This is a genomic window from Amycolatopsis silviterrae (assembly GCF_042684085.1).
GTDB lineage: Bacteria > Actinomycetota > Actinomycetes > Mycobacteriales > Pseudonocardiaceae > Amycolatopsis > Amycolatopsis silviterrae.
This window is the reverse complement of sequence record NZ_JBHUKS010000002.1, coordinates 118,345-136,346: the sequence shown is the minus strand read 5'-3', so window position 1 is coordinate 136,346 and position 18,002 is coordinate 118,345. Positions and strand designations below refer to the sequence as shown.

The following is an 18,002-nucleotide window of genomic DNA, read 5'->3' as shown; positions in this document are numbered from 1 at the left end:
CTAGGCACCCGCTGACGAACCGTGTTCCGGGAGGCCACCATGACCACCGCCAGTGACCGCAGCCGACGCGAAGCGCCTGATCGCAACCTCGCCATGGAACTGGTGCGGGTGACCGAGGCAGCCGCGATGGCGGCCGGCCGCTGGGTCGGCCGAGGCGACAAGATCGGCGGCGACGGGGCAGCTGTCGACGCGATGCGCCAGCTCGTCTCCACCGTCTCGATGCGCGGCGTCGTCGTCATCGGCGAGGGCGAGAAGGACGAAGCGCCGATGCTGTTCAACGGCGAAGAGGTCGGCAACGGCGACGGCCCGGACTGCGACGTCGCGGTCGACCCGGTCGACGGCACCACGCTGATGGCGAAGGGCATGCCGAACGCGCTGGCCGTGCTCGCCGTCGCCGAGCGGGGCGCGATGTTCGACCCGTCCGCGGTGTTCTACATGGAGAAGCTGGCCGTCGGCCCGGACGCGGCGGGCAAGGTGGACATCTCCGCCCCGGTCGCGGAGAACATCCGGCGGGTGGCGAAGGCGAAGAACTCCAGCGTCAGCGACGTGACAGTCTGCATCCTCGACCGGCCGCGGCACGACCAGCTGATCAAGGAGGTCCGCGAGGCGGGAGCCCGGATCCGGTTCATCTCCGACGGCGACGTCGCGGGCGCGATCGCCGCGGCCCGGCCGACCACCGGCGTCGACATGCTGCTCGGCATCGGCGGCACGCCCGAGGGCATCATCGCCGCGTGCGCGATGAAGTGCCTCGGCGGCGAACTGCAGGGCAGGCTGTGGCCGAAGGACGACGCGGAGCGCGAGAAGGCGCTCGCCGCAGGCCACGACCTTGACCGGATCCTGCTCAACGACGACCTGGTCACCGGCGACAATGTGTTCTTCTGCGCGACCGGCGTGACCGACGGCGACCTGCTGCGCGGCGTCCACTATCGGGCGGGCGGCGCGACGACGCAGTCGATCGTCATGCGGTCCAAGTCCGGGACGGTCAGAATGATCGACGGCTACCACCGGCTCGAGAAGCTGCGGGCGTACTCGTCCGTCAACTTCGACGGCAATCTCGACCTCGACGAGGACGAGCGCGCGGTGCCTCCGCTTCCCTGATCTGCCAAGGAGTTTCCCGGTGTCGAAACGGCTGTTCGCGCTGGTGCTGACTGTCCTCACCGGACTCGTGCTCAGCGCGGGCAGCGCCTCGGCGGAGCCATCTGTGCCGTCGATCGTTGGCGGGACTGACGCGGACCAGCCGTACCCGTTCGCGGTGTCCCTGCACACCTCGGGCGGCGCGCTGTTCTGCGGCGGTTCGCTGATCACGCCGACCTGGGTGGTCACCGCGGCGCATTGCCTGTCCGCGAAGGACCCGGCGACGATGGGCTTGCGCGTCGGCAGCAACGACGCGGATCAGGGCGGGGAAACGCCGAAGGCCGCGGAATTCGTGCTGCATCCGCATTTCAACGCCGAAACACAGACCGGCGACATCGGCCTGATCCGGCTGACCGCACCGGTGAAGACCGCGCCGATCGCGATCGGCGGTTCGGCCGCGCCGGGCACCGCGGTCCGGGTGATCGGCTGGGGCCAGACGTGCGCGACACCGAACTGCGGCCCGGTCGCGAAGTCGTTGCGCCAGCTCGACACCAAGCTGGTGCCGGGCGCGAAATGCACGGCGGCGTTCGACGGAACGTCCGAGCTGTGCACGGACAGCCCCGGCGGATCCGGTTCGTGCTACGGCGATTCCGGCGGCCCGGAACTCCTCCGCGACGGCGACCGGTGGACGCTGGCCGGGATGGTCAGCCGCCCGGGGAACCGGTCGTCGACGTGCGGGTCGGCTCCTTCGATCGCGACGTCCGCGGTGGCGTATCAGCCGTGGATCGCGGAGAAGACCGGCTGATTCACTCGACGTTGCTCGAATGCCCCGGGAACAAGTGCGCCTCCGGATTCAACGCCACCGCGATGTTGTTCACCGCCGTCGCCGCCTCCCCGAAACCGGTCGCGATCAGCTTCACCTTCCCCGGATACGCCGCCACATCCCCCGCCGCGTAAACGCGCGGCCTCGGCGTCGCCATCGTCGAGTCCACCGCGATCGCCCGGTGATCGATTTCCAGCCCCCAGCTTTCGATCGGCCCCAGATCCGCGGTAAATCCCAAAGCCGCGACCACCGCGTCCGCACGCAGTTGCTCGTCCGCGCCGCCCTTCACCGTCACATCGACCGCCGTCAGCGAACCGTCCGGAGCTTCGACGAACCGGGCTACCTCAGCGTCCGTGACCAGCCGCACGCCCAGCTCCCGCACCTGCCGCACGATCGATTCGGCGGCCCGGAACTTCGCACGGCGGTGCACCAGCGTCACGCTCTCCGCGACCGGATGCAGCGCCAGGCACCAGTCGAACGCCGAATCCCCGCCGCCGACCACGACGACGTGCTGTCCCGCGTGAGCCGCGAGCGACGGCACGAAGTGGACCATCCCCCGGCCTAGCCAGCCGTCGCCGGCGGGCAGCGGGCGGGGCGTGAACTCGCCGATGCCCGCGGTGATCAGGACCGCGCCCGCGCGCAGCACGTCGCCGCCGTCGAGAGTCAGCTCCAGGCCTCCGTCGACGCTCTCCAGCTTTTCCGCCTTGCGGCCGAGCAGGTAGTCCGGCTTCCACGGCGCGGCCTGGTCCACCAGGCCCTGCACGAGATCCCGCCCGCGGACCGCGGCGAACCCGCCGACGTCGTAGATCATTTTCTCCGGATACATCGCGGTGACCTGGCCGCCCGGTTCGGGCAGCGAATCGACGACGGCCATCGACAGGCCGCGGAATCCCGCGTAGTAGGCGGCGAAGAGGCCGGTGGGACCGGCTCCGATGACGACGAGGTCGTAATCCATGAGGCTCGCTCCATGCCAGTGGTGGGTGGCGGTGATCGAGAACACAACCGAGCCTACCGGGGTGGGCGACAACACCCGGCCGGAAACCTGAATCGGGGCCAGAATCGGGGGTATGGCTGAACAGGAATACCGGATCGAACACGACACGATGGGTGAGGTCCGCGTCCCGGTCGACGCGCTTTACCGCGCGCAGACGCAGCGTGCCGTCGAGAACTTCCCCATCTCCGGCCGCGGTCTCGAGCGCGCCCAGATCCGCGCGCTGGGCCTGTTGAAGGCCGCCGCCGCCCGCGTGAACGCGCGTCTCGGCGTCCTGGACGCCGACGTCGCCGACGCGATCGCGAAGGCCGCCGACGAGGTCGCCGAGGGACGCCACGACGAGCACTTCCCGATCGACGTCTTCCAGACCGGCTCGGGCACGTCGTCCAACATGAACGCGAACGAGGTCATCGCGACGCTGGCCACCCGCGCGCTCGGCCGCGACGTGCACCCGAACGACCACGTCAACGCGTCGCAGTCGTCGAACGACACCTTCCCGACCACGATCCACGTCGCCGCCACGGAGGCCGTCCTCACCGACGTCGTCCCGGCGCTGGAGCACCTCGCCGGCGCGATCGAGGCGCGCGCCGAAGAGTGGCAGGACGTCGTCAAATCCGGCCGCACGCACCTGATGGACGCCGTGCCGATCACGCTCGGCCAGGAGGCCGGAGCGTGGGCGGCGCAGATCCGGTTCGGCATCGAGCGGCTGCAGTCCGGCCTGCCGAGGCTGGGCGAGCTGCCGATCGGCGGCACCGCGGTCGGCTCCGGCCTCAACGCGCCCGACGGCTTCGGCGCGGCGGTCTCGGCCGAACTGGCGCAGATCACCGGGTTGCCGCTCACCGAGGCACGCAACCACTTCGAGGCGCAGGCGACACAGGACAGCGTGGTCGAGACCTCCGGCCACCTGCGCACGGTCGCGGTGTCGCTGAACAAGATCGCGAACGACCTGCGCTGGCTGGGTTCCGGGCCGCGCACCGGGCTGGCCGAGCTCGCACTGCCGGACCTGCAGCCGGGTTCGTCGATCATGCCGGGCAAGGTCAATCCGGTCATCCCGGAGGCGACGCTGCAGGTTGTGGCGCAGGTCGTCGGCAACGACGCGGCGGTCGCGTTCGCCGGTGCGGCGGGCAACTTCCAGCTCAACGTGAACCTGCCGGTCATCGCCCGCAACGTGCTCGAATCGGCGCGGCTGCTCGCGGCGGTCTCGCGGCTGTTGGCGGACAAGGTGTTCGCCGGGGTCACCGCGAACGTCGAGCGCGCCCGGCAGTACGCCGAGGGGTCGCCGTCGATCGTCACGCCGCTCAACAAGTACATCGGCTACGAGGAAGCGGCCGCGGTGGCGAAGCAGGCGCTCAAGGAGCTCAAGACGATCCGCGAGGTCGTGCTGGAGCGCGGGCACGTCCGCGACGGCAAGCTCACCGAAGCGCAGCTGGACGAGGCGCTCGACGTGCTGCGGATGGCGCGCGGCGGCAAGTAACGCTCAGCAGGTCGTGGCGGCTCGTTCGGGCAATTCCGGGCGAGCCGCTTCGCGTTTCCACAGTCCACATGCGACTCCAGCGGCGACGAGCGCGACGCCAGCCAGGTCCGTCAGCTCGAACTGTTGCGCGCCGAGCAACACCGCCACGACCAGCCCGGACACCGGCATCAGCCCGATCAACACGCCTGCCCGGTCCGCGCCCAGTGCCACGACGCAGCTGTACCAGAGCACGAAAGCCACCGCGGTCACCACGACGGCCAGCAGCAGCAACGCGACGAGTTCGCGCGGGTTCGGCCACCGCCAGGCCCCGGCCGGATCGACCGCCGTCCCGACCGCCGCCCCGCTTGCCGCGGCAGTAAAACAGCCCCACGTCGAGGTCGCCAACGGCCCGAGCCGACGCAGCAATCCCACCGCGAGCAGGGTGAACGACGCTTCGCACAACATCGCCAGCGCAGCTAGCAACAGCCCTGGCGCGGAAGCGGATCCGCCGCCGGACAGGACCACGATGCCGAGCCCAGCGAGTACCGAGCCGGCGATCGGAGCGGCGGACGGACGGCGACCGTCGAGCATCGGCGCGATCAACGCGAGCACGAGCGGACTGGCCCCGAGAAACGCCGCTACCGCACTGGGTTCCGCATAGCGCTGCGCCAGCAGCAGACAGGCCTGGAACCCGATCATCCCGGTCGCGGCGAGGCCGAGCAGAGTCGGCAGATCGCCGAGTTTCGGCCTCGGCAGCGGGCTGCGCGTGACCTTCGCCCAGCCCAGCAGCAGAACGCCGCCGAGCGCGTACCGCAACGCCTGCCCGGTGATCACCGGATACCCGTCCAGCATGCCGGTGACCGGCACTGATCCGCCGACCAGCACCGCGCCGGCCACCCCTGAAAGCACCATCGACCGTCTCACGCAGCCCAGTCTTCAACCGCGAGTGGTCTATTCAGAAGGACCACTCGACCCTGGCCGAACTGGACCACTTCGCCGTACTGTCGTTTCGTGGAAACCATCCGGGAGCTGTTGCTGCCCGCCGCCACCGGAGGACGCCGGGGCCGCGCTGTCGAGGCCGCGTTGCGCGACGCGATCCGCACCGGGCGGCTGGCGGTGGGCACCCGGCTCCCGTCGAGCCGGGATCTCGCGCGCCAGCTCGGGGTCGCGCGCGGCACCGTCACCGCGCTGTACGAGCAGCTCACCGCCGAGGGGTATCTGCTGAGCAAGCGCGGTTCGGGCACTCGCGTCGCGCCGATCGACGAGCCCACGCCGAATCCTCAGGCCAGCGCGGCGAAACCGCAGGCCTGGGAGTTCGACCTGCGCCCCGGGCTTCCGGCGTTGTCGGCGTTCCCCCGGGCCGAATGGCTTGCCGCCGAACGGGAAGCCCTCAACGCGACGCCCGATCTCGGCCTCGGCTACCCCGATCCGACCGGACATCCCGCGTTGCGCGCGGAACTGGCCGCCTACCTGGGGCGCGTCCGGGCGCTGCCGACGAACCCGGACGACATCGTGATCACCGGCGGTGCCGCGGAAGCGTTGTCGTTGTTGGCGGACGCGTTGCCGGACCAGCGCATCGCGGTCGAGGACCCGAGCCACCACGGCCAAGCGAACCTCCTTCGCGACCACGGGCTGGAGCCCACGGGAATTCCGGTGGACGACAAGGGAATCGATGTCTCCGCACTGTCCACTTCGGCCTGTTCCGTCGTGCTGGTAACCGCCGCGCACCAGTTCCCGCTCGGCGTGGCGTTGCATCCCGAACGCCGTCGGCAACTGCTGGCCTGGGCGGCGGAAACCGGCGGGCTCATCCTGGAAGACGACTACGACGCCGAGCATCGCTACGACCGCCCCGCCCTCGGTGCGATGCGCGCGCTCGCGCCGGAACACGTCGCGTACATCGGCAGCGTCAGCAAGGTACTCGCGCCGGCGTTGCGAATCGGCTGGCTCATTCCACCGCGCCGCCTGCGCGACACCGTGGCCCGGGTCAAGGAAATGCACGACCTCGGCTGTCCGCCGCTCCCGCAAGCCGCGCTCGCGCACCTGATCGCCACTGGCGGTTACGACCGGCATCTGCGCCGTACCCGACGGCTGTACCGCGCGCGCCGCGACGCGCTCATCGAGGCGCTCGCTCAGCGGCTGCCGGGGTGGCAGCCAGTCGGGATCGCCGCCGGCCTGCACCTGGTCGTCCGGCTTCCGGACGGCACGGACGACGTGCGGGTGCAGGAAAAACTCGCTGTGGCAGGCGTGCACGCCCCGGCCTTGTCGACTTATTCCCATACCGCGACGGGATATCCGGGCCTCGTGCTCGGGTACGCCGCGCTCGCGCCGGACCGGCTCCGCGCCGCCGTGGAGCGGATCGCGTCGGCTTGCTGAACCGCCGGTGAACACCTGGTGCACTGGGGAGGGGTCCCTTCGCTGACGCTTACTGTGGACATTCTCGGGAGCGGGCAAGGGGGAGGCGACCGTGAGCTTCGGAGAGGTCATGAGAGCGCTCGCCGAAGTGCTCACGTCCGATCGCGGCATCGTGCCGATCGCGGTCATCGCGGGCGCGACGATCCTCGCCCCGATCGTCGACCGCTACGTGATCCGGCGAAGGCGCATCATCTACCGGGAGCTGTACAACTCCAAGATCGGCCTCAACCCGGTCACGCTCAGCGACCAGGAAAACGGCGCGGTGCAAGCGGATCCGGAACTCGTCCGCACGGTGCGGCTGCTGGAGCCGCTCAGCGTGGTCGTGATCCGCATCCGCAACACCGGCAGCTTCGACATCGGCCCGGACGACTGGGAGCACCCGCTGCAGTTCACCTTCGGGCGGCGAGTGGTGTGGGACGCGCGGGTGTCCGATGCCAAAGACGGTCTGCGTGAGGTGGTTCGAAACGGCCTTGAATTCTTTACTCATGATCAGCCTACGCCTGAATCCGGCACCGCGCGACTGTCCGGCGTCCGGGCTTTGCTGTCACAGCGGTTGTCCGGGTTCCTGCGCCAGCCCGACGCTCCCGCCCCCGCCGCGCAGCCGCCGCAGTGGCACGGTGTCCGGCTTGAACAGCTTTCGTTGAAGCGACGGGAAAAGTTCAAGCTCGTCGTCGTGCTGCGCGAGCCGGACGACTGGCCAGGCGGGCCGCTGTCGAAGGAACTGGACGTCACCGGACGGCTCAGCGGCGGCCGGATCAAGGACGAGCGCAAACAACGCTGGCTGTCGTGGCCGGTTGTTACGGTGGCGATCGGAGTGCTGCTGACCGGCGCGTTGCTGAGCATGCTGCTCGTCGCCGCGTCGCGCGGGCCCGCCCCCGGCTGCGGCAGCGGAACCCTTGCAGTGCACGGATCCAGCGCGTTCGCGCGGATCATGAAGGGCATCGCGACGGAGTACGACGCGCAGTGTCCCGGCGCGACGATCACGACACAGGCGGTCGGGAGCGTGTCCGCCGTGCGCGAGCTGGGACCGTTGCCAGCGGACCAAAAGGACAGCCTGGCGGTGCTGTCGGACGGCAAGGCTTCCGACGCCGGGCCGGATTTGGTCACGCAACCGGTCGCGGTGCTCATGTACAGCCTGGTGGTGAACAAATCCGTGGGCGTCGACCAGTTGAGCGGCGAGCAGGTGCGCGGCATCTTCAGCGGGAAATACACCAACTGGGCGCAACTGCGCGAGGGCCCGTCGATCCCGATCCGGGTCGTCGGGCGCGGGCAGGAATCGGGTACCCGCAAGACCTTCGAGGCAAAGGTGCTCGGCGCGGCGGAGCCAGGACTCTCGTCGGACGACTGCCGGACGCCGAACCGCGACCCGCGCGCCGCGGTGGTGCGCTGCGAACGCGGCACCACCGACGATCTGCTGCACGCCGTCGGCGACACCGCTGGCGCGATCGGCTACGCGGACGTGCCCGCGGCGAAGATCGCGGCGGCGAACGGCAAGGTCGCCATGGCGAAGCTCGACGACCGCTACCCCGACGTGACCAGCATCGACGCCGGCTATCGCTTCTGGACCGTGGAGTACCTCTACACCAAGGGCGTGCCGGAGAACGACTCGCTGCTGAAGCAGTTCATCGACTACCTGCGCAGCAGCACCGCGCGGGCGGAATTGCAGGACGCAGGGTACACGCCGTGTGTGACTAAACAGGGGCTGCTGGACCAGTACTGCACTCGTCCGGATGCCTGACCAGCTCTTTTTCACCCGACCGAGGCTGGGGCGCGAGTTTTTGTCGGTGTGCGGGGTGATGATGGCCGGGTGTTGTTCACCGACCTCGTCACCGCCTCCGCCGAACTGGCGGCCACGCGGTCACGGAAAACGAAAATCGCCGTGCTGGCCAATGTGCTGCGCGCGGCCGAGCCTGGCGAACTGCCCGCGGTGATCGCGTATCTCACCGGGCAGACCGCGCAGGACCGGCTCGGCGCGGGCTGGCGCACGCTCGCCGACCTCGCCGTCGAGCCCGCGGCCTCGGCCGCTGTGTCCGTGGCCGAGGTTGACGCCGCGCTCACCGAAGTCGCGGCCGCGGGTGGCGCGGGTTCGGTGAAACGGCGGGCGGAGGTGCTCACCGCGCTGTTCGCCCGGCTGACCAGGGCCGAGCAGGAGTTCGTGTTCCGGCTCGTCACCGGGGAGCTGCGGCAGGGCGCGCTGGAAGGCGTGATGGTCGACGCGGTCGCGGCGGCGGCCGAGGTGACGGTCGACCAGGTCCGGCGCGCGTTCATGCTGTCCGGACGGCTGCCGGTCACCGGACAGGCGGCGCTCACCGGCGGTGCGGCGGCGCTCGCGGAATTCGGGCTGGAGCTGGGCCGCCCGGTGCGGCCGATGCTCGCGTCGCCGGCCGAATCGCTGGAAGAAGCCGCGGCGGAACACGGGAACGCGATCGTCGAGTACAAAATGGACGGTGCGCGGATCCAAGTGCACCGGCAGGGAGCGAAGGTGCACGTGTACACGCGCACGCTGCGGGAAATCACCGGCAGCGTAGGCGAATTGGTCGAACTGGTGCGGTCGCTGCCGTGCGAATCGGTGGTGCTCGACGGCGAAACCCTCGCGCTCACCGACGACGGACGGCCAAGGCCGTTCCAGGAAACGATGAGCCGGTTCGGCAGCACGCGGGACGAACAGGTGCGGGCGTTGCTGCTGCGGCCGTATTTCTTCGACTGTCTGCATTTAGACGGCGTCGATCTGCTCGACGCCCCGCTGTCCGAACGCAACGAAGCCTTGCGCCGGGTGGCGGGCGAACACGTGATCCCCGGTTCGGTGCGGCCGGAATCGCCCGCCGCGGTGCTCGACGCGGCGATGGCCGCCGGGCACGAGGGCGTGATGGTGAAGGACCTCGATTCGATCTACGCGGCCGGGCGGCGCGGGCGCGCGTGGCTGAAGGTGAAACCGGTGCACACCATCGATTTGGTGGTCCTGGCGGCGGAATGGGGCCACGGACGGCGCACCGGGAAACTGTCGAACCTGCACCTCGGCGCCCGCGATCCGGACGGCGGCCCGCCGATCATGGTGGGCAAGACGTTCAAGGGGCTCACCGACGAACTGCTGGCCTGGCAAACCGAGCGGTTCCAGGAGATCGAAACCCACCGCGACCAGTGGACCGTCCACGTGCGACCGGAGACGGTGGTCGAGATCGAGCTGGACGGGGCTCAGGTCAGCACGCGCTATCCAGGCGGGCTGGCGCTGCGGTTCGCGCGCGTGGTGCGGTATCGGCCCGACAAGGAGCCCGGAGAGGCCGACACCATCGACACCGTCCGGGGGTTGCTGCGCGGCAGCCGTCCGGCGGAGGAACCCGGGCAGCCTGCCGCCGAGGAGTCCGGATGACGGTGCCCGAGCCTGCCCGCCGGATGAGCGGGCACATTCCGGACATTGGGCAGTTTTCCCCGCTGTACTCAGGAAAACGCCCGACGAAAGTCGATGTCGCACCGGTGGCCGCGTGCCCGAGAGTGGGGGCACTGGCCTGCGTCGATGGGAGAAAAGCATGACGTTCCGGGTGAGATCAGCCGTCCGGCGGTTCGGGCGGCCGATGACCCTGCTGGCGGGCTTGGCGCTCGCCGCCTCGGTGGTGGCGGCACCGGCCAGTGCCGCGCCAGCGCCGCCGCAGCAGCCGTCGCGACACCACTTCTCGGCTGCCGCGCAGTCGTTCGTCGGCGCGACCACCGTGCGCGAGCGCGTGGCGCGGCTCAACGCGGCGATGGCCAAGCTGCCGGAGGAAAGCGGCGCGTACAACGCCACGAAGCTGTGGAATCAGGGCATCACCGGCGCCGGGTCCACGGTGGCCACGCTGGTGTCGTTCGGCGACGACAAGGTCAAGGAGGTGCTGGACACCTACTCGCGGGAACACGGCCTGCCGCCGGCGAACGTCGAGGTGCTGCAGCCGTCCGGTGCCGTGCCCGCGTGCACCGATCCCAGGGTGGACACCGCCACCTGCCAGTCGTGGGGCGGGGAAACCGACCTCGACGTCACGATGATGCACGCGATGGCCCCGGCCGCGAAGATCGTCGTCGCGGCCACGCCGGTCGCCGAGACGCAGGGCTTCGCCGGGCTGCCGGAGATGATGCACGCCGTCGACTACCTGACCGAGCACCGCGTCGCCGACGTGATCTCGATGAGCTTCGGCACCACCGAGGAGAACTTCCCGTCGTTCGAGTCGATCAAGACCCTCGACCCGGCGCTGGAGCGGGCGAGCCGGGCGGGCGTCACGCTGGTCGCGTCGTCCGGCGACGACGGGCCGACCGGGTCGTATCTGCAGGGTCCCGGCAAGTATCCGTACCGCGTGGCGAGCTGGCCGGCCAGCGATCCGAACGTCACCGCGCTCGGCGGCACCCAGCTGCACCTGGACGCGAACGGCGCCCGCACCCAGCCGGACGACCTGGTCAACGCGGCGGACAACGGGTTCAGCGAAGGGGCGGGCATCTCGAAGGCGTACGCACGGCCGTCCTGGCAGAACCGCGTCAAGAAGATCACCGGCAGCACGATGCGGGCATACCCGGACATCAGCATGGAAGGCGTGCAGGGAACGTCGCAGTCGGCCCCGCTGTTCGCCGGCGTGCTGGCGCTGGCGGTGCAGGCCAACCACGGCCGGCTAGGGCAGATCAACCCGGCGCTGTACTCGAAGCTGGGGCCGAAGGGCACCGCGGCCGGGATCGTCGACGTCACCAAAGGCGACAACAGCCAGCACGGCGTCGAAGGCTTCAAGGCCGGTCCGGGTTACGACATCGCGAGCGGCTGGGGCACGGTCGACGCGTCGGTCTTCGTGCCGGCTCTGGTGAAGGCGGTGCGATGATGCGGTAACCACAGGGCAGTGCTCGCTCCGGCGCGGGCAGGTTCACCCGGCCCGGCGCGATCGATCACGGCCGTGTCGGGACGGCCGGACCACGGCGGAGACGTACTGTCAGCGGTATGTCCTCGAAAGCGTTGGCCCGGCTGTGGTTCGGGGTGACCGCGGTCGTCGTGCTGGCCGCGCTCGTGATCCAGATCGTCGCGCTGGTGCCGGCGCAAGGACGGTACGCCAGCTTCGGCGGGCGGGTGGCGAACCTGTTCACCTACTTCACGATCATCTCGAACCTGCTCGTCCTCGTCACCGGCGCGGCTTTCGCTCGCGGACGCGGCACCTCGCCGCTGATGCGCGTGCTGTGGCTCGACGCGCTGGTCGGGATCGTGGTCACCGGCGTCGTCTACCAGGTCGCGCTCGCCGGGCTGTACGAGCTGCACGGGCTCAGCCTCGCCGCGGACATCCTGCTGCACCGCGTCACCCCGGTGCTGTGCGTGCTCGGCTGGCTGATCTTCGCGCCGCGCGTGCTGGAATGGCGCACCGTCTGGTGGTCGCTCGTCTACCCCTTGGCGTGGCTGGTCTTCACGCTCGTCCGCGGGGCGATCGACGGCTACTACCCGTACCCGTTCGTCAACGCCGACGACCTCGGCTACGGGCAGGTCGCGCTGAACTGCGTGCTCATCGGTGCCTTCTTCATCGTGCTCGCGAGCGGAGCCAGGGTCGTCGACCGGCGGCTCACGCGCGTACCCGCCGAAACGCGTTCAGCGGATCGCTGAGACCCGCCTGGGCCAGCGCCCGCCACGCGCCACGCTTCAGGTCCACCGGTTTGCCCGCCGCGACGCGGTGCATCTGCTGGGTGTGCCACTGAATCTCAAGCAGGCTGTCGGCGAGCCGGATTCCCGTGTGCGGGCACTTCCGTTCGGCGCGCACGTCCTCGCCCGCCAGCAGCCGTCCCGGCAGCGCGGGGTCCACAGTGAACGGACGGCCGATCCCGATCACGTCCAGCGCACCGGATTCCAGCGCCTCGGCCATCCCGGCCGCCGTAGTGAACCCGCCGGTCACCATCAGCGCGACGTCGCTGATCTGCCGCGCCTTCGTCGCGTAGTCCAGGAAATACGCTTCCCGCCGCTGCGTGCTCGCCCGGCCGGATCCCATCATCACGGCCCGCTCGTATGTGCCGCCGGAAATCTCCAGCAGATCGATCCCCGCCTCGCCCAGCGCGCGGACCACCCGCAGCGACTCGTCCTCGTCGAAGCCGCCACGCTGGAAATCCGCGCTGTTGAGCTTCACCGACACCGGCACGCGGTCCCCCACCGCGGCCCGAACCGCCCGCACCACCTCAAGCAAGAACCGGCTGCGGTCGCGCCCCCACTCGTCGTCGCGACGATTCACCAGCGGCGACAAGAACTGCGAGATCAGATACCCGTGCGCGCCGTGGATCTGGATCCCGGCGAACCCGGCGTCGACGAAGGTCAGCGCCGACAACGCGAACCTCTCCACCACCGCCTCGATCTCGTCGCCGGTCAACGCCCGCGGCGCCGCGAACGCCGTCCGCACCCCTCGATCGCCGAACGGCACCGCCGACGGCGCGACCGGCTGCCGCGACAAATACCGAGGGCTCTGCCGACCGGGATGGTTGAGCTGGACCCACAACTGCGCGTCGGTCCCGCTCACCGACCGCGCCCACGGCCGATACGCCGCCGGATCGGGCGCGGCGGGCACCGCGACGTTGCGCGGTTCGCCGAGCGCGGTGGAATCGACCATCACATTGCCGGTCACCAGCAGCCCGGATCCCCCGCGCGCCCAGGTCCGGTACAGCTCGGCGAGTTCGCCGGAAGGCGCGTTGCGACGGTCGCCAAGCTGCTCGCTGAGCGCTGACTTCGCGATGCGATGCGGCAGCACGGCCCCGCACTGCAGTTTGAGCGGTTCGGCGAGCAGATCCCGGGGGTCGGTCATGAGCAGTCCCGTCGTCGCGGCTAACTTACCGCGAGTAAGGATACTCGAAAGTAAGTACCGCCGGTATGCCCAGCTGGCCACTAGGGTCTGCGGACATGACGGCGATAGTGCAAAACCTGGTCACGTCGGGCGTATTCGAACTCGACGGCGGCAGCTGGGACGTGGACAACAACGTCTGGATCGTCGGCGACGGCGCCGAAGTGATCGTGATCGACGCGGCACACGACGCGGAGGCCATCGCGGACGTAGTCGGAGAACGCACCGTCCGCGCGATCGTCTGCACCCACGCGCACAACGACCACGTCAACGCCGCCCCCGGACTGGCCGAACGCACCGGCGCGCCGATCCTGCTGCACCCGGCCGACCGCGTCGTGTGGGACCTGACCCACCCGGACCGCGCCCCCGACGGCGACCTGGCCGACGGACAGGTCATCACCGTCGCCGGCACCGGCCTCACCGTGCTGCACACCCCCGGCCACGCCCCCGGCGCGGTCTGCCTGCACAGCGCCGACCTGGACGTCCTCTTCACCGGCGACACCCTGTTCAACGGCGGCCCCGGCGCGACCGGCCGGTCGTACTCGGACTACCCGACCATCGTGAAATCCATCCGGGACCGCCTCTTCCCCCTCCCGAACACGACAATCGTCCGCACCGGCCACGGCGAGGCGACGACCATCGGCAAGGAAAAAGCCGCCTCCGCCACCTGGCCCGAGGCCTGATCAACGGCTCGTGAGTGTCTATGCCGGTTCTAACCGGCGTAAACACTCACGAGCATCTACCGGGCCAGCCGGGGCACCTCCGGCACCACCCGAACCCGCTCCCGGGCCTCCGCCGCAAGCGTTTGCGCCCACTGCTGCAGCCCGGCGACGTCCACCCCGTGTGGCGGCTCCTCCCGGAACGGCGCGATGTTCTCCGCGCCCCGCTCCAGCAGCGCGACCGCCCCGTTCCCGTTCCCGCGCAGCGCGTGCGTCAGCCCGACCGCCAGCTGGGCCAGGCCGCGCCACAGCTCCCGTTCCGGGCTGTCGGTCGCCTTCCACGCGTCCTCGAAGACCTCGTGTGCGTGGAACGGGCGGCCAGCGTCCAGCAGATGCTGCGCCTCCGCCAGGGTCTCCGCCGGGGTCCGCTGCACGCCTTCGGGCTGGCGCGGCACGCCGTCGGCTCCGTAGGGCAGCGGGCGGCCGAGGCCGTCACGCGGGCGGGCGTTGCGCGCTCGGCCCTGGTCGTCGCGATCACGGCTGTCCACCCGCCCATTGTTCCACGTCCCACGCCGGGTTAGCGCCACGCGCGCAAGCCACGTAGCCTGGGGACTCGTGCGCTTTCTGGATGGGCATGTGCCCGCTCACGACCTGACCTACGACGACGTGTTCCTGCTGCCGAACCGTTCGGACGTGGAGTCCCGCTTCGGCGTTGACCTGTCCACCGTGGACGGCACTGGCGCGACGATCCCCTTGGTGGTGGCCAACATGACGGCCGTCGCCGGGCGGCGGATGGCCGAGACGGTCGCTCGCCGCGGCGGTCTCGTCGTGCTTCCGCAGGACGTCGACACGGCCGCGGTGACCGAAATCGTCTCCTGGGTGAAGTCCCGCCACGCCGTCTGGGACACGCCGCTGGTCCTCACCGGCGGCGACGCGGTGGCCGACGCCCTCAACCTCGTGCACAAACGAGCACACGGCGCGGTCGTCATCGTCGACGGGGACGGCAAGCCGGTCGGCGTCGTGGACGAGGCCGCCTGCGCGGGCGTCGACCGCTTCGCCCGACTGGCCGACGTCGCGGAGCCCGCCGTCGTCGCTGTCCCGCTCGACACTCCGCCGCGCGAGGTTTTCGAACTCCTGCACAGCCACGGCGGACGGCTCGCCCTAGGCCTTGACAACGAAGGTCGCCTCGCCGGCGTGCTCACCGCGGTAGGCGCGCTGCGCTCGGAGATCTACACCCCCGCCGCGGACGCGAACGGGAAACTGCGCGTCGCCGCCGCGGTCGGCGTGAACGGCGACGTCGCGGCGAAGGCCGAGGCGGTGCTGGCTGCGGGCGTCGACACGCTGGTCGTCGACACCGCGCACGGGCACCAGGAAAAGATGATCGCCGCGCTCAAGGCGGTCCGCTCGGTGTCGCCGAAGGTGCCGATCGTGGCGGGGAACGTCGTGACCGCCGAAGGCACCCGCGACCTCATCCACGCGGGCGCGGACGTGATCAAGGTCGGCGTCGGCCCCGGCGCGATGTGCACCACGCGGATGATGACCGGCGTCGGCCGCCCGCAGTTCTCCGCGGTCGCCGAATGCGCGGCTGCCGCCCGTGAGCTGGGCAAACACGTGTGGGCCGACGGCGGCGTGCGGCACCCGCGCGACGTCGCGCTGGCGCTGGCCGCGGGCGCGTCGGCGGCGATGGTCGGCTCGTGGTTCGCCGGCACCCACGAATCCCCCGGCGACCTGCGGTACGACGAGCAGGGCCGTCCATACAAGGAGTCGTTCGGGATGGCGTCGAAGCGCGCCGTCGGGGCCCGCACGCGCACGGACAACGTGTTCGACCGCGCGCGCAAGGCCCTGTTCGAGGAGGGCATCTCCACGTCGCGGATGGCGCTGGACCCGGCCCGGCCGGGCGTCGAGGACTTGATCGACTCGATCTGTTCGGGCGTCCGCTCGTCCTGCACGTACGCGGGCGCGCGCACGATCGAGGAGTTCCACGAGCGTGCGGTGCTGGGTGTGCAGTCTGCGGCGGGGTTTGCTGAGGGGCGTCCGTTGCCGGCTGGCTGGTAGGGGCCTCGTGAGTGGCAATCACGGTTAGAACCGTGATTGCCACTCACGACCAGGTCAGCCGTGGTCCTCCAGCATCTCGGTCACCAGCGCCGCGATCGGCGAGCGCTCCGACCGGGTCAGGGTCACGTGCGCGAACAGCGGGTGCCCCTTCAGCTTCTCGATCACCGCCGAGACACCGTCATGCCGCCCGACCCGCAGGTTGTCGCGCTGCGCGACGTCGTGCGTAAGCACCACCCGCGAGGCCGAGCCGAGCCGTGACAGCACGGTCAGCAGCACGTTCCGTTCCAGCGACTGCGCCTCGTCCACGATCACGAAGGTGTCGTGCAGCGAACGGCCCCGGATGTGCGTCAGCGGCAGCACTTCGAGCATGCCGCGGTCGAAGACCTCGTCCAGCACGTCCTGGCTGACCAGCGCGCCGAGCGTGTCGAACACCGCCTGCGCCCACGGCTGCATCTTCTCGCTCTCGGACCCGGGCAGATAGCCGAGATCCTGGCCGCCGACCGCGTAGACCGGGCGGAACACCACGACCTTGCGGTGCTGCTGGCGTTCCATCACCGCCTCCAGGCCCGCGCACAGCGCTAGCGCCGACTTGCCGGTACCCGCCCGTCCGCCGAGCGAGACGATGCCGACGTCGGAGTCCAGCAGCAGGTCGAGCGCCACGCGCTGCTCCGCCGAGCGGCCGTGCAGGCCGAACGCCTCGCGGTCGCCGCGCACCAGCCGCACCCGCTTGTCCGCCGTGACCCGGCCGAGCGCGCTGGAACTGCCCGCGAGCAGCCGCAGCCCGGTGTGGCACGGCAGTTCGCCCACCTCGCCGAGCCCGAATTCCGCCGGATCCGCCGAACCGCCCGAGAAGAGCGCGTCGATGAGTTCCTGCGGCGCGTCCACGTCCGCCATGCCCGTCCAGCCCGACGGGGTGACCTCCTGCGCCCGGTACTCGTCCGCGGTGAGCCCGACCGCACCCGCTTTGACCCGCAGCGGGATGTCCTTCGTCACCAGGGTGACCGCCGGCTGCTCCGTCGCGAGGTTGAGCGCGCACGCGAGGATGCGGTGGTCGTTCGAGTCGGTGCGGAAGCCCACCGGGAGGACGGACGGATCGGTGTGGTTCAGCTCCACCTGCAGGGTGCCGCCCGCCTCGCCGATCGGGATCGGGGCGTCGAGCCTGCCGTGCTTGAGCCGGAGGTCGTCCAGCAGCCGGAGGGCTTCGCGGGCGAACCAGCCCAGTTCGGAGTGGTGGCGCTTGGCCTCCAGTTCGCTGATGACGACCAGCGGGAGCACCACCGCGTGTTCGGCGAACCGGGTGACCGCCCACGGGTCGGAGAGCAGCACCGACGTGTCGAGCACATAAGTGATGCGTGGGGATTCGGGCGAGATCGAGGCTTTCTCCGGTGCCGCGGCACCGGTCGAAGAACGGCCTGAGGCCTTGCGGGGTGAACGCTGCGCAGTCACGACGGCATCTCCCTCGAGGGCGTGTGCACCCCACGCCCGCACTCGCTGGGCCGGGCACCTCCCTGGCTGGGTCCGCACTCCCTGACGCTGGCTGCGTCAGGCGGCACGGCCACGAGGGCCGGGTGCCGGCCCCCTCGTGCATCTCGTGGGCGGCTGAGCCGCCCCCTCGATCAACGCCACGACCAGGGCCTCCCGCGAGAACCCGCACGGAACGCGAGCCCTCTATCCCGGAAGGTACCTACGTCCGCCGCGTCGTGCAGGCAGCCACACAGGTGATTCG

The 18,002-nt window shown here is 70.4% G+C and carries 15 protein-coding genes; 10 read left to right on the top strand and 5 right to left on the bottom strand.

Annotation, left to right across the window (positions count from 1 at the left end):
• The first annotated feature begins 39 nt into the window (after positions 1–39).
• Entirely contained in the window at positions 40–1,098 is a 1,059-nt protein-coding gene (glpX, locus tag ACFSVL_RS01435) for a class II fructose-bisphosphatase (RefSeq protein WP_377873206.1), read from the top strand.
• 19 nt (positions 1,099–1,117) lie between these two features.
• A complete protein-coding gene (locus tag ACFSVL_RS01430) occupies positions 1,118–1,879 on the top strand; it encodes a S1 family peptidase (RefSeq protein WP_378299598.1) in 762 nt (253 codons plus the stop codon).
• Position 1,880: 1 nt separating this feature from the next.
• Here the strand turns inward: ACFSVL_RS01430 and ACFSVL_RS01425 are convergent, their stop codons facing one another.
• Positions 1,881–2,852, bottom strand: a complete 972-nt coding sequence (locus tag ACFSVL_RS01425; protein WP_378299596.1) for an NAD(P)/FAD-dependent oxidoreductase — start codon at positions 2,850–2,852, stop codon at positions 1,881–1,883.
• A 112-nt stretch (positions 2,853–2,964) separates the two neighbouring features.
• On the opposite strand from ACFSVL_RS01425, the gene ACFSVL_RS01420 reads away from it, so the two are divergent.
• A complete protein-coding gene (locus ACFSVL_RS01420; protein WP_378299594.1) occupies positions 2,965–4,362 on the top strand; it encodes a class II fumarate hydratase in 1,398 nt (465 codons plus the stop codon).
• A gap of 3 nt (positions 4,363–4,365) precedes the next feature.
• Here ACFSVL_RS01420 and ACFSVL_RS01415 read toward each other — a convergent pair whose 3' ends face one another.
• Positions 4,366–5,265, bottom strand: a complete 900-nt coding sequence (locus tag ACFSVL_RS01415; RefSeq protein WP_378299592.1) for a DMT family transporter — start codon at positions 5,263–5,265, stop codon at positions 4,366–4,368.
• A gap of 87 nt (positions 5,266–5,352) precedes the next feature.
• Here ACFSVL_RS01415 and pdxR point away from each other — a divergent pair, with 87 nt between their 5' ends.
• The 5 genes from pdxR (at position 5,353) to ACFSVL_RS01390 (ending at position 12,346) form a co-directional block, all read left to right on the top strand.
• Positions 5,353–6,714 carry a MocR-like pyridoxine biosynthesis transcription factor PdxR gene (gene pdxR, locus ACFSVL_RS01410; protein ID WP_378299590.1) on the top strand — a complete coding sequence of 454 codons (1,362 nt, stop codon included), beginning with the start codon at positions 5,353–5,355 and terminating at the stop codon, positions 6,712–6,714.
• 91 nt (positions 6,715–6,805) lie between these two features.
• Positions 6,806–8,491, top strand: coding sequence for a PstS family phosphate ABC transporter substrate-binding protein (locus tag ACFSVL_RS01405; protein ID WP_378299588.1), 1,686 nt, complete (start codon positions 6,806–6,808; stop codon positions 8,489–8,491).
• Between the two features lie 69 nt (positions 8,492–8,560).
• Entirely contained in the window at positions 8,561–10,120 is a 1,560-nt protein-coding gene (locus ACFSVL_RS01400) for an ATP-dependent DNA ligase (RefSeq protein ID WP_378299586.1), read from the top strand.
• Positions 10,121–10,277: 157 nt separating this feature from the next.
• Positions 10,278–11,582 (top strand): S53 family peptidase, encoded by a 1,305-nt coding sequence (locus ACFSVL_RS01395; protein ID WP_378299584.1) that lies wholly within the window; start codon positions 10,278–10,280, stop codon positions 11,580–11,582.
• 116 nt (positions 11,583–11,698) lie between these two features.
• Positions 11,699–12,346, top strand: coding sequence for a Pr6Pr family membrane protein (locus tag ACFSVL_RS01390; protein WP_378299582.1), 648 nt, complete (start codon positions 11,699–11,701; stop codon positions 12,344–12,346).
• Here ACFSVL_RS01390 and ACFSVL_RS01385 read toward each other — a convergent pair.
• Complete coding sequence (locus tag ACFSVL_RS01385; RefSeq protein WP_378299580.1) at positions 12,306–13,526, bottom strand: NADH:flavin oxidoreductase/NADH oxidase family protein; 1,221 nt, start codon at positions 13,524–13,526, stop codon at positions 12,306–12,308. The two genes, ACFSVL_RS01390 and ACFSVL_RS01385, sit on opposite strands and share 41 nt — an antisense overlap.
• Before the next feature lie 95 nt (positions 13,527–13,621).
• Here ACFSVL_RS01385 and ACFSVL_RS01380 point away from each other — a divergent pair, with 95 nt between their 5' ends.
• Entirely contained in the window at positions 13,622–14,245 is a 624-nt protein-coding gene (locus ACFSVL_RS01380) for an MBL fold metallo-hydrolase (RefSeq protein ID WP_378299578.1), read from the top strand.
• A gap of 56 nt (positions 14,246–14,301) precedes the next feature.
• Here ACFSVL_RS01380 and ACFSVL_RS01375 read toward each other — a convergent pair whose 3' ends face one another.
• Positions 14,302–14,769 carry a DUF309 domain-containing protein gene (locus ACFSVL_RS01375; RefSeq protein ID WP_378299576.1) on the bottom strand — a complete coding sequence of 156 codons (468 nt, stop codon included), beginning with the start codon at positions 14,767–14,769 and terminating at the stop codon, positions 14,302–14,304.
• Between the two features lie 67 nt (positions 14,770–14,836).
• Between ACFSVL_RS01375 and guaB1 the strand changes: the two genes are divergently transcribed.
• Positions 14,837–16,276, top strand: coding sequence for a GMP reductase (guaB1, locus tag ACFSVL_RS01370; RefSeq protein WP_378299574.1), 1,440 nt, complete (start codon positions 14,837–14,839; stop codon positions 16,274–16,276).
• Between the two features lie 54 nt (positions 16,277–16,330).
• Here guaB1 and ACFSVL_RS01365 read toward each other — a convergent pair whose 3' ends face one another.
• Positions 16,331–17,617 (bottom strand): PhoH family protein, encoded by a 1,287-nt coding sequence (locus ACFSVL_RS01365; protein ID WP_378299683.1) that lies wholly within the window; start codon positions 17,615–17,617, stop codon positions 16,331–16,333.
• Positions 17,618–18,002 lie beyond the last annotated feature (385 nt).